We start from the raw sequence: 13,182 nt of genomic DNA, 5'->3' as shown, positions 1-13,182 counted from the left end.
CTGCCATGAGTTTCAACACATCTAAATTTCCAGTATTGGCCAAAGCCAATACGCCAGAAGACCTAAGAAAGCTGCCACAAAATATGCTTTCTCAAGTCTCGACTGAATTACGCCAATTTTTACTCCAGTCCGTGGGTAATTCAAGTGGCCACTTTGCCTCTGGCCTAGGAACCGTGGAACTCACTGTCGCATTACACTATGTCTACAACACCCCTTTTGATCGTTTAATTTGGGACGTGGGCCACCAGGCTTACCCCCATAAAATCATGACTGGCAGACGGGATAGAATGCACACCATAAGACAAAAAAATGGTCTGCATCCTTTTCCATGGCGTGAAGAAAGTGAATATGACACTTTCAGTGTCGGCCATTCTGGAACTTCAGTCAGTGCAGCCCTTGGTATGGCTATCGCAGCTGAAAAAGAAGCCGCTGGCCGTAAAGTGGTGGCGGTTATTGGTGATGGCGCCATGACTGGCGGCATGGTATTTGAAGCCATGAATCATGCCGGTGATCTACATAAAGACATGTTAGTGGTACTTAATGACAATGAGATGTCGATTTCAGAAAATGTTGGCGCACTGAACAACCATTTAGCCCAATTGATGTCAGGTAGGTTCTATACCACCATCCGTGAGGGCAGTAAAAAAGTCTTAAAAGGCATGCCAGCCATTAAAGAAATGGCCAAGCGTACCGAAGAGCACCTTAAGGGCATGGTTGTCCCTGGCACCTTGTTTGAAGAACTAGGATTTAACTATATTGGCCCAATCGATGGCCATGATGTGGATGCCTTAGTGGAAACGATGCGCAATATGCGCAACCTTAAAGGCCCGCAAATCCTGCATATCATGACCAAGAAAGGTCGCGGTTATGAGCCTGCTGAAAAAGATCCTATCGGCTGGCATGCTGTGCCAAAATTTGACCCAGATCAGTTTAAAAAGCCCACAACTAAGCCAGGCTTACCGACCTTTTCTCAGGTATTTGGTAAATGGTTATGTGACGTTGCCGTCCAAGATGACAAGCTGCTTGCCATCACCCCAGCCATGCGTGAAGGCTCTGGTATGGTGGAATTTTCTCAGCGTTTTCCTGAGCAATATTTCGATGCCGCCATCGCAGAGCAACATGCGGTTACTTTAGCAGCTGGCTTTGCCTGTGAAGGTTTTAAAAGCGTCGTAGCCATTTACTCCACGTTCTTGCAAAGGGGTTACGATCAACTCATTCACGATGTAGCGCTGCAGCGTCTACCTGTGCTATTTGCCATCGATCGCGGCGGTATTGTCGGCGCGGATGGCGCCACTCATCAAGGGGCGTTTGATTTAAGCTTTATGCGCTGCATTCCCAATTTAGTCATCATGGCGCCAGCGGATGAAAATGAATGCCGTCAGATGCTCTACACTGGCTATTGCTATCAAGATGGTCCGACTGCGGTGCGCTACCCTAGAGGCTCTGCCACTGGAGCGGAGCAAATTGAACAGATGAGCGCCCTTCCTATAGGTAAAGGCCGAATCTGCCGCCAAGGTAAGAAAATTGCCATCTTAAACTTTGGCACCACCTTAGCGTCTGCCTTAGAGGTTGCCGAGCGACTCGATGCCAGCGTCGCCGACATGCGTTTTATCAAACCTTTGGATGTGGATTTATTGCATACTTTGGCGCTTGAGCATGATGTGATTGTCACAGTAGAAGAAAATGCCATTATGGGCGGTGCAGGCTCTGGAGTCATCGAAGCCTTGCATAAGCTTAAAATCTGTAAACCTGTGCTGCAAATTGGTTTGCCGGATGAATTTATTAAACACGGCGCGCCGGATGAAATCATCGCTGAACTCAGGTTAGATGCCAAAGGTATTCTCGCACAGATCCAAGCGTATCTGAGTTAATACCTTCTGCGGCTAATTTGCCGAAATGAAGACACAAAAAAGGACTGAAAATTCAGTCCTTTTTTATTGCCGAAACCGATATTGTCACGACGCGCTAGTTAGCAGTCGTTCTTGAGTTTACGCTTCGATATCGACGCTTGGCCCGCCTTGAGACACCATCACCATGGCTGGACGCAATAGGCGATCATTTAACAGGTAACCCTTTTGCATTACCATCATTACCGTGTTGGCAGGAAAATCTGGGCTTGGCTGCATGCCTATAGCTTGATGATGCTCAGGGTTAAAGGCATCACCTTCAGGATTAACTTGTTTAACGCCAAACTTCTCAACCGAAGTTAAGAAACCTTTCATTGTCAGCTCAACGCCTTCATAAATGGCCTTAGTGGCTTCATCTTCAGGGTTAGTGCCTTGTAGCGCACGCTCCATGTTGTCGATAACAGGCAGCAACTCGTTAGCAAATTTCTCTAAAGCAAACTTGCGTGCTTGCTCCACATCTTTAGCGGCGCGAGTACGGATATTTTGAGTTTCTGCAGCGGCGCGCATCTCAACATCTTTACGCTCAGCTAATGCAGCTTGAGATTCAGCTAATAGCTGCTCTAACTCTTCAACGCGGAAATTTGCCTGGGTTAGCTCATCCATTAAACTTGCCTCGTCTTGAATAACATCTTGGACTACGGCTTCATCGATTGGGGCTTGATCTTGGTTTGTTGGCTCTGTGGTCATTTTCACTCCAGCTAAAAATGCTTTGTTTCTGAATGCTATGGGCATATTATGGGGATCAATTCTGACGTTTCAAGGCCTAGAGCCAGAACAACTCCTAATATGAGCAAAATATTTCAGACAATTGGCCTGATCGGCAAGCCTCATCATCAAGGCACCAATCAAACCATTGAAAAATTACACTTGTGGTTAACGGCACAAGGTTACAGTGTGCTGGTTGAAGAGCGAGTTTCAGCTGAGCTAGAAATTGAATTTCAGGCTGTGGATTTGGTGGAAATAGGCGAACGCTGCGATTTAGCCATAGTCGTCGGCGGTGATGGCAACATGCTCGGTGCTGCCAGAGTATTGGCCCGCTATGATGTGGCTGTTATCGGAGTTAACCGTGGCAATTTAGGCTTTTTAACTGATTTACCACCGGATGATTTTGAAACTCAGTTAGCCCAAGTGCTCAGCGGCGAGTTTGAAACTGAACACAGATTTTTACTGGAAGCTGAAGTACACCGTCACGGCATGCTAAAAGCCAGTAATACTGCAGTCAATGAAGCTGTGCTACATCCTGGTAAAATTGCTCATATGATCCAATTTGAGGTCTATATCGATGAGCAATTCATGTACAGCCAACGCGCTGATGGCATGATAGTGTCAACCCCAACGGGCTCAACTGCCTATTCACTATCTGCCGGAGGCGCCATTTTAACGCCAAATTTACAAGCACTTATCCTTGTCCCCATGTTTCCTCATACCCTGTCTTGTCGACCAATTGTGGTTGATGCCTGCAGCACTATAAAGCTAGTTGTCTCACCAGATAATGGTGAGAATCTGGAAGTCAGCTGTGATGGCCATGTGCATTTATCCGTGCTGCCCGGTGATGAAATCATCATTCGCCGCAGCGAGCAACGATTAATGCTCATTCACCCCAAAGGGCATAACTATTTTCATGTATTGAGAAACAAATTAGGCTGGGGCAGTAAATTATTTTAACTGCAGCTTGTTATTAAAACTGTGACTATGAGTCTGGTCGCCATAAAGTCAGCTTAAGTACCGCGATAATCGCTCAATTTAACATCAGCTCAAGTTTTTTTGTAGTAAATCTCAGCCTAACGGGTCTCAAAGATTGTATTCTTCAGGCAATTGATTAACATTTGTAACATGTTAATCAACTTGAGTTGTAAATGTCCTTTTTTCAAATACTCGCCAGCCTAACTCCAGTCATAAGCGTACTGGTGTTTTTAGTGTTCATGCGTCTTTCTGCCGCCAAAGCCATGCCACTCTCTATGCTAATGACGGCTCTGGCCGCCTACTTTATTTGGCACATGGACGGCCTAATACTAGGGGCTTCAGTGGTCGAAGGCTTACTTGCAGCACTCACTCCATTAAGCATCATTTTTGGGGCAGTATTTTTACTTAATACCTTAAAACACTCAGGAGCCATGGATATCATACGCTCAGGTTTTACTCAAATAAGTAGCGATGCCCGGGTGCAAGTTATTATTATTTGCTGGTTATTTGGCTCCTTTATCGAAGGCTCAGCTGGATTTGGCACCCCCGCAGCCATTGGCGCCCCATTGCTGGTGCTATTAGGCGTCCCGCCTATTGCTGCCGCCGTGGTCGCCCTTATCGCAGATTCAACGTCTGTTTCGTTTGGCGCTATTGGTTTGCCAATATTATTTGGTATGGAGCAAGGACTCTCTGGCGTTGATGGCAATATGGCTGCGGAGCAAATCAGCTTACATGGCGGCAGCTTTGCCGATTATGGCCAATACATCGCCATGCATATCATCAGCATAGATCTGGTTACCGGCAGCTTAATGCCTTTACTATTATCGTGTTTATTAACTGGATTTTTTGGCGCTAACCGCAGCTTTAAAGAAGGACTCAGCATTTGGAAATTTGCCCTGTTTTCAGGTTTTGCCTTTACTGTGCCGGCTTGGGGGATTAATTACTTAGCAGGGCCTGAGTTCCCCTCAGTGATTGGCGCGCTTATAGGTATGGCTTTAGTCATTCCTGTGGCTAAAAAGAGCTGGTTGTTACCGCAAACATCTTGGCATGATTTTGCTATCGACACTGAGAACTCATCCCCTAAAGTAATGACAAGCCCATCTGTGTCTCAGTCGCCATCAGCCCAAATAGAGCCACCTGCACCGGAAGCGCAGCCAGTCGCTTTGCAATCACAATCCAATACGCAATCTATTTCACAACTCGCCGCTTGGTCGCCTTACATTGTCATGGCGCTACTTTTGGTCTTGTCACGTACTTTAATGCCACTTAAATCCTGGCTTTCAAGTTTTACCATCAGTTGGCAAGGTATATTAGGCACAGAACTTGGCACTAGCTTTGCTATTTTATATGCACCGGGAGCTTTTTTCGTATTAGTGTGTTTAATGAGTTTTGTGTTGTTCTCCATGAAAGCCAAGGCAATTAAGGTGGCAGTGACAGATTCTTTGACTGCCATGCTACCGACGTTAATTGCCTTAGGGGCCAGTGTGCCCATGGTGAAAATATTTTTAAACTCAGGGGCGAATCACGCAAGCTTGCAGTCTATGCCCATAGCATTAGCAGATTTATTGGCACAAACCATGGGCAGCGTTTGGGCTTGGTTCTCGCCGATAGTGGGCATTTTTGGCGCGTTTTTATCTGGATCAGCAACCTTTTCCAATATGATGTTCGCAAGCCTGCAGTATTCGGTAGCCGAGCGTATCGGTATGAGCCCGACACTTGCCCTCGCGCTACAGGGCATAGGCTCAAATGCAGGCAATATGATGTGCGTCATGAATGTAGTTGCCGCAGCAACTGTGGTCGGTATGGCGGGTAAAGAAGCAGATATTATTCGAAAAACCATGCCTGTTGCATTAGCTTATGCCCTAATTGCAGGTACCGTCGCTGCCATTTGGGGAGGCTACTAAGCGTTTTTAAGCACGACAGCTGAGCAGTGAAGTCTGTAATGCTTCTATGGCTGCTTGGCTTTGTTGTATTGAAGTGCCGACTTGCCCCTGATGAACTTGGCTAAGACTGGCTTGACTAAGTCGAGCTGGGCTTAAGGGAGTATTATTGCTGTCACTCACTGCAATAATTTCAAGCCGTGAGTCCAGTGCATCGTCTTGTTCTTGAATGCTGAGCTCGCCATCGATGAGATTAAAGCAGGCAATACCATCAAGGGTTATCATCACAGCTTTTAAGCGAATAAACTGTAATTTAAGCCCATGGATAAGCGATAATAGTTTGTCAAAATCAAAAACTTGCCTAGGCTCAAACACCCAGCCACAGCTTATGTATTCGCCATTATCTTGCTGCTTTTTACAAAAGCCTAGCGGATTAAAAATAAGTTCTGCACTCAAGGGTTCTTCGGCATCAAATAGTCCCAAATGAACCGCAGGCTTGGTCACCAAGCTAAGTCCACTCTTGGGCTGAGGTTTACGCTGATGCCTGATTGTTGTCAGCCTTTGTAACGCGTGAATGACCCTTGCTAATAACTCATTTGAGTGCAGGGAAAGAGAGTCTTCAGTTAACGCCTCATCTTTAATCAGCGGACGCTCAGCACAGCCAATTTGAGCTAAGAAGTCTTGCAGGGCTATCCAATCATCAGGGCTGTAACTGACAGATTTGCTGGCTAATATCACATCGGCGCACTGCAACTGCTTAATGAATAGCGGGTGACTGCGATACTCAAGCTTAGCCAATTTGCGTGCATCGACTAAGCATAAGCAGCTATTAAGGCGGATAACTTGCTGGTAATGCTCTGAGGCTAATAATTTGAGGATTTGATCTGTGTGTCCAAGTCCTGTGGGTTCAATGATAAGCCGGTCTGGTTTGGCTTTAGCGAGCAATTGATTAATCGCCACCTGAATGGGCAAACCGCCGGCGCAGCATAAACAGCCACCAGCGACTTCTTTTATCACAAGTTTACTGGCCTGCTTACCTTGGCTAAGTAGTTGGCCATCAAGCCCAATCTCACCGAACTCATTAATGAGGATTGCCCAGGTTTCATCAGCAGGCTTGGTGGCAAGTAGTTGCTTAATTAATGAGGTTTTGCCTACCCCTAAAAAACCCGTGATGACATTGGTATTAACAGGTTTAATAATCATGGACGACAACCACCTAATATTTTGCATCGATAGCTAATCCCAAATTCAGATCATCACTATCGATGCAGGTTAGATTACTTTTTAGCTTTAGCGTACTTGCCATGACGAGTTGGCGCTTTGTTCAAGCTAGGTTTAGGACGCTTATGCTTAAAGGCTTTCTTAGGCTTAGCCTCAGCAAGGTCGCGATAGCGTGCTGGTAGCGGCGCACCTTCTTCATAACCGGGTAACACCTTACTCTCAAGCGTGAGCCCTACTTGGGCCTCTACATCTGTGAGTAATTGCTGCTCGTTAAGACTCACAAAAGAAATAGCGTGACCTGCCATACCAGCTCGTCCAGTACGACCAACACGGTGGACATAATCTTCAGGCTCTGGTGGCAGTTCAAAGTTAATCACTAACGGCAATGCCTGAATGTCTAAACCTCTGGCTGCAAGATCGGTAGCGATAAGGATCCTTAGCTGACCTTGCTTAAAATCTTCTAAGGCTTTATTGCGTGCACCTTGAGACTTATCACCATGAAACACTGCGGCCTTAAGACCATCAAGCTTGAGCTCAGATAATAAATGCTCGGCGGTTTCTTTAGTGCTGGTAAACACCATCACTTGTTGCCAGTTATTACGGCCAATAAGCTCTGAAAGTAATTCTGCTTTACGTCTTTTATCTACTAGGTAGACCTCTTGGCTTACCGTGCTTGCCGTCGTGCTGCTGGCAAGGTGAAAAATCGCCGGCTCGTTTAGCATTTTTTGTGCAAGCACTTGAACTTCATCGGAGAAAGTGGCCGAAAACATCATGGTCTGGCGCTGCCTTGACACTAGGCGCTGCACCTTTTCGATATCTTTCACAAAACCTAAATCTAACATGCGATCGGCTTCGTCTATCACCAAATGCGTCACATGGGATAAGTCCAGCTCATGCTGGCCGATAATATCAAATAGTCGCCCTGGCGTTGCCACCAGCACATCAACCCCTTGGGCTAAGGCTTTACGCTGTGGATTAATACTCGCACCGCCATAGACAGCCAAACTGTTAAGTTCGAGATGGCGACTGTAGTTAATGAAATTTTGCTCGATTTGAATCGCAAGCTCACGAGTGGGCGTCATCACCAGCGCTCTGAGTCTTTGCTCTGGCGTTAATGTTTCAATATCAGCTTGAGATAGATTCATCAAAATAGGCAATGCGAAAGCGGCCGTTTTACCTGTGCCTGTTTCCGCGCTGGCTAAGACATCTTGCCCGAGAAGTGCGACAGGAATAACAGCGTCTTGAACTGGAGTGGTGGCTTCATAACCACATTCTTTGACGGCATCTTGAAGTTGGGCAGACAAACCCAGAGCATTAAAAGGCATAGGAACTCAAAACTGACAATAATTAGACCGTATTGTAACCCCTAGAAGAATTTATGCGATCAAATTATGCATTGATTATCCTGAGCAGAGGTTAGCTATCATAATCCCCATAGTATTAATGAACTGGTTGCTATAAGCAGATTAAGCTGTACTCTTCTTAGGAGCCAATTGAGATTTAAACTTGAAATAGGATTTCTCAAAGTCTTCGGCTTTAAGCGGCTTAGAAAACAAATATCCTTGACCATAATCACACCCCGCAAGCTCAAGCATACTTCGTTGCAACTCAGTTTCTATGCCTTCGGCGATAACTTTTATCCCCAATTTATGGGCCATGACTATGATGGCTTCACACAGGCTTAAATCGTTATCGTCCTCCTCTAGATTGCTGACAAAGGAACGATCGATTTTAAGATAATCAATATCAAATTTCTTAAGGTAAGACAGGGATGAATACCCAGTGCCAAAATCATCTAGCGACACTTGGATGCCGCCATCACGGTAAGCCAACAATTTAGCTTCCACTGTAGTTTCAGCTTCCAGTAATAAGCCTTCAGTGATCTCTACGCAAATGCAAGATGGGCTAAGGTTTAATGCCGCTAAGATCCCTTCCCAATGTTTAACATGAGTATGCTCATCACGGAACTGAACTGGTGACTTATTGATACTTATTTGCAGTTCCCTACCGTAGCGATCTTGCCATAATGCCGCTTGTTGACAAGCTTGATTAAATACCCAGTTACCTATTTCGATAATCATGCCCGTGTCTTCGGCAATGGGAATAAAATCTGCGGGTGATACAAAACCTAATTGGGGGTGATGCCAGCGAATAAGTGCTTCAGCCTTGACCATGTCCCCTGTAGAGAAGTCGATAATAGGTTGGTAATAGAGCTCAAACTGCCCTAATTTAATGGCTATTTTAAGATCTTGAATCAACTTCATTCGCCATAGCGCAATTTCTTGCATTTGCGGGGTAAAATAGTGAAAGCGATTGCGGCCATGGGCTTTAGCCGAATACATGGCCTGATCAGCATTTTTTAGCAACGCTTCAATGGTAGTTGCATCATCAGGGTACAAGGTAATACCAATGCTACAACTGATGTAGGCAGTTTCACTGCCGAGAATGAACGGCTCAGAAAGCTGTTTCAAAATTTTATTAGCAACTCTTTCTATGCCTTTTTGATCATTAAAGTTATTGAGTACCACAGTGAACTCATCACCACCAAGGCGCGCAACCAAATCAGAATCTCGAGTACAATTTTTGATCCGCTCAGCTGCTTTTATAAGCAGTAAATCACCAACGTCATGACCTAATGTATCGTTAATTTCTTTGAAAAAATCGAGATCTAAAAACAACAATGCAAAATGTAAATTATCTCGTGCACTCGTTGCGATTTGAACTTTAAGGTGTTCTAACAGCATACGCCGATTTGGCAATCCGGATAAAGTATCATAATTGGCTTGCAACCAAATCAGCTCCTCTGCTTGCTTTTTATCTGAAATATCAGAAAACAAGGCTACGCTTAAGCCTTCTTCAGCCACTGACTCAGAGATAGCGTTAATGGTGAGCCAAGCGGTATATTCTTGACCATTTTTACGCTTTAAGATCAATTCTCCTTGCCAATGTCCTTTTTGGGATAGGCTCGGAAAAATTTTGTGGTAAGAGTGCTTAAATTGAATGTCACTTTGCAGTAAAGATAAATGCTGACCTCTGATTTCATCTTGACTAAAGCCAGTGATCTCATTAAAAGCTGGGTTACTATTGATAATAACGCCTTGACGGTCAAAGACGCTCATCGCCTCACTGGAATGATGAAATACAGACGCAGCTATCCCCAACGTTTCTTGGGAGCGTTTAAGCTCAGTGATGTCAGTGTGAGTACCACACATTCTCAATGGCATGCCTTGCTCATCCATATCAACCACTTTGCCCATATCTAAAATCCAGCGCACATTGCCATCCAAGGTATGCAGCCTATATTCGATCCTATGGTTAACGTATTTCCCTTTACGGATCTCCAAAAGCGATGTTAATAAGTTTTTCCTATCCTCTTTAAAAATGGCATTAATCCATAAGCTTGGGGTACTGTTTAGCTTTGCTAATCCACAACCTAAAATTTGAGCACTGCGTAAGTTGCTAGCCACTGTATTACGCTTAATGTCCCAATCCCAAATACCTAAATCACTGCTGTCTAATACTAAATCTAGCTGCTCTTTTGAGCTTCTTAAGGCATTCTCCGCACGCTTAAGCTGAGTAATATCCAAAAAACCGGCAATGATAAGCGAAGTATCATCATGATAATGCCGACATGCCACAGATAAATGTGTGTAAATAATCGAGCCATCTTTGGCGACAAAGCGTTTATCTATTTCATACTCACTAATTTCGCCCTTGATCATGCGATTGAAATACTTAAGATCTTTATCTAAATCATCAGGATAAGTTAAATCTTTCCAAGTAAGCTGCATCAGTTCTTTTTCTGTGTATTGAAACATCTTACATATATACGGGTTTACCTTAAGCCAAAAAGCAGACTTAGAGGTAATAGCTATGCCGATATTACCAATATCAAGTTGATTTTTAAAAAGAAAATCATCCTGAAGCTTTGCTTGTCTGTCTCGTTCATAAAATATCTGCTTCGACAATAAATGCCCTGCTGCCAGCGTCGCTAAGGGGTATGTCATGATGCAAATAAACGCAAAATTAAGCCAAATAGTCAGCTCAAGTTCAGCTGAAAGCAGGTAAATCAATATTAACGCAATAAACTGCACGCTAAGGCCTAATCCATAAAGGTGAAGCGCTTTGATATCACCCAGGATATCAGTCTTGTAACTATGCATTATTAGTCCTAACGCACTGCTAGAGAACAACACAAGGAAAAACATCCCCATAGGTAAATCAGTGAAATAAATGCCATAAACCGCCAGTGGTATAAACGACACGGCTAATGGCAGCCAGCTGAAATACAAGCCGACTAAGCACATAATTGATGCCAAGGCACCAAAGGCAAGCGGATTTATTTGTCTTGTTATTGCTGTACTGTCAGAGGAATATCTAGCTTCGATGAAAGCCATGGCATCAAGGTCAATAAAGGAGTGCTGCTGTGGTAAATAAATACCGTTAATAATGCAATGCTCTATCAATAAGATACTTGCAATGGCTGTGATAGCACCAATTAAGACTTTATAAATTAATACGTGCTGCTGTTGTTCATTGCGAGGCAAAAGGCAAAATAGGTAAGCCAAGGCCATCACACAAGCAGTTTGCTCCAGCACTGAAAAAAAGAGCACTTTATCCATAAAACATAGTCCCTGCTTACGGTCACATTCATCATTAATATCATTATCTGTGATGGATCTTATGATGCATATCTGCAACACATAAAGTGATACGTTCATAGATCTCATCGTTCGGCTCATGATCTTTAGAACATGGCGCGGATGGGGTAAATATTAATACTTAAACCCACGAAGATGCGGGCCACTTGAGTATAGTTAACAGTTTGTATTTAAGTTAAATTTATCAAGACTAAAAATGTTTCCTACCATTAAGATCTCGGCAACAGAATGGCTCACCACTCAACATCAGTGTGAAGCTTAGTTTCAATCTGGCCTAAACCGAGTCCCTATAACAAAAATGGGATCGATACGACACTATCGTAGTTAATCTTAAGCACTATTTAGGCTTTATAGGGGATTTTTGAATTGGGTCACATCAAGCCTTATTCGGAGTTGCTACATTAATATCAAGCAATTTATTAATATTCAGAGGTTCCCATGGCGACTAAATTTTTTATTCCAAGTGTTAACATTTTAGGTCAAGGCGGCGTAGATGATGCCATTGCAGATATCAAAGCCCTAGGCTTTAAACGTGCGTTAATCGTGACTGACAAACCATTAGTTAGCATAGGTTTGGTTGAAAAAGTGGCGACCAAGTTGGTTGAGAATGACATCAAAGTATTCTTGTTTGATGGGGTGCAACCCAACCCAACGACAGCCAATGTGGAAGCGGGCCTAAGCATTTTAAAAAATAATCAGTGTGATTTTATTATTTCTCTTGGCGGCGGCTCTCCCCATGACTGCGCTAAAGGTATCGCGCTAGTTGCCACCAATGGCGGTAGCATTAAAGATTATGAAGGAGTAGATGTTTCAGCTAAGCCGCAGCTTCCTCTAGTCGCAATTAACACCACCGCTGGCACAGCCAGTGAAATGACGCGTTTTTGTATTATTACAGACGAAAGCCGCCACATTAAAATGGCCATTGTTGATAAAAACACCACTCCAGTATTGTCAGTAAATGACCCTGAGTTGATGCTTGAAAAACCTGCTCAACTCACAGCGGCGACCGGCATGGATGCGCTAACACATGCCATTGAAGCTTATGTGTCAATTGCCGCAACGCCCATTACAGATGCCTGTGCCATCAAAGCTATCGAACTTATTCATGCTAACTTGGCTCTTGCGGTTACTGATGGTAAGAACATTCAAGCCCGCGAGCAAATGGCCTATGCGCAATTTTTAGCTGGTATGGCATTTAACAACGCAAGCCTAGGTTACGTGCATGCGATGGCTCATCAATTAGGCGGTTTTTACGACCTGCCTCATGGAGTATGTAATGCATTATTATTGCCCCATGTGCAGCAGTACAATGCTCAAGTTGCGGCGCCAAGATTAAAAGATGTCGCCAAAGCCATGGGAATTGATGTTAGCGCCATGACAGATGAGCAAGGTGCAAAAGCCGCTATCACTGCAATTAAGTCGTTATCTGTGGCGGTGGATATTCCAGCAAATTTAACCTTGCTTGGCGTGAAAGCGGCAGATATCCCAACCTTAGCCGATAACGCCCTTAAAGATGCCTGTGGTTTTACCAATCCAAAACAAGCAACTCATGAGGAAATTTGTCAAATTTTCACTAATGCGCTTTAATCTTGTGAGATACATTAAATGACAATAACCAACAGTATATAACTGCTGATAACTGTAAATAACACTAGGCCAGCTGATTGCTGGCCTTTTTAGTTTATATGAACAAAGTCATTTAATAACGGTAACCGTCTAGCGAACCACACCTCGCATCATTGATCTGACTATTTGAAAATACCTGCTCAATGATAAATTTGGAGCAGGTGATGAAAACATACAGAACAGCGGCACAGTGGCTCGGTTTAC

At 44.1% G+C, this 13,182-nt stretch carries 8 protein-coding genes; 4 read left to right on the top strand and 4 right to left on the bottom strand.

What is annotated here, in order from left to right; all coding sequences use genetic code 11:
- Positions 1–5: 5 nt before the first annotated feature.
- Positions 6–1,871, top strand: coding sequence for a 1-deoxy-D-xylulose-5-phosphate synthase (gene dxs / locus H5073_RS10905; protein WP_182679617.1), 1,866 nt, complete (start codon positions 6–8; stop codon positions 1,869–1,871).
- Positions 1,872–1,988: 117 nt separating this feature from the next.
- Here the strand turns inward: dxs and grpE are convergent, their stop codons facing one another.
- A complete protein-coding gene (gene grpE / locus H5073_RS10900) occupies positions 1,989–2,594 on the bottom strand; it encodes a nucleotide exchange factor GrpE (protein WP_182679616.1) in 606 nt (201 codons plus the stop codon).
- A gap of 99 nt (positions 2,595–2,693) precedes the next feature.
- On the opposite strand from grpE, the gene nadK reads away from it, so the two are divergent.
- Positions 2,694–3,572, top strand: coding sequence for an NAD(+) kinase (nadK, locus tag H5073_RS10895; RefSeq protein ID WP_182679615.1), 879 nt, complete (start codon positions 2,694–2,696; stop codon positions 3,570–3,572).
- 191 nt (positions 3,573–3,763) lie between these two features.
- On the top strand, positions 3,764–5,494 hold the full coding sequence (locus H5073_RS10890; RefSeq protein ID WP_182679614.1) for an L-lactate permease: 1,731 nt from the start codon (positions 3,764–3,766) through the stop codon (positions 5,492–5,494).
- Between the two features lie 6 nt (positions 5,495–5,500).
- Here H5073_RS10890 and H5073_RS10885 read toward each other — a convergent pair whose 3' ends face one another.
- The 3 genes from H5073_RS10885 to H5073_RS10875 all read right to left on the bottom strand — a co-directional run bounded on the left by H5073_RS10885 (position 5,501) and on the right by H5073_RS10875 (position 11,313).
- Complete coding sequence (locus H5073_RS10885; protein ID WP_182679613.1) at positions 5,501–6,673, bottom strand: GTP-binding protein; 1,173 nt, start codon at positions 6,671–6,673, stop codon at positions 5,501–5,503.
- Positions 6,674–6,747: 74 nt separating this feature from the next.
- Complete coding sequence (locus tag H5073_RS10880; RefSeq protein WP_182679612.1) at positions 6,748–8,016, bottom strand: DEAD/DEAH box helicase; 1,269 nt, start codon at positions 8,014–8,016, stop codon at positions 6,748–6,750.
- A 141-nt stretch (positions 8,017–8,157) separates the two neighbouring features.
- Positions 8,158–11,313, bottom strand: a complete 3,156-nt coding sequence (locus tag H5073_RS10875; RefSeq protein WP_182679611.1) for a bifunctional diguanylate cyclase/phosphodiesterase — start codon at positions 11,311–11,313, stop codon at positions 8,158–8,160.
- A gap of 477 nt (positions 11,314–11,790) precedes the next feature.
- On the opposite strand from H5073_RS10875, the gene yiaY reads away from it, so the two are divergent.
- Positions 11,791–12,939, top strand: coding sequence for an L-threonine dehydrogenase (gene yiaY / locus H5073_RS10870; protein ID WP_182679610.1), 1,149 nt, complete (start codon positions 11,791–11,793; stop codon positions 12,937–12,939).
- The last annotated feature ends 243 nt before the right edge of the window (positions 12,940–13,182 follow it).

Origin of the sequence: Shewanella sp. SR44-3, from assembly GCF_014163735.1 — a bacterium.
Lineage (GTDB): Bacteria > Pseudomonadota > Gammaproteobacteria > Enterobacterales > Shewanellaceae > Shewanella.
This window is presented reverse-complemented; position numbering and strand designations above follow the sequence as displayed.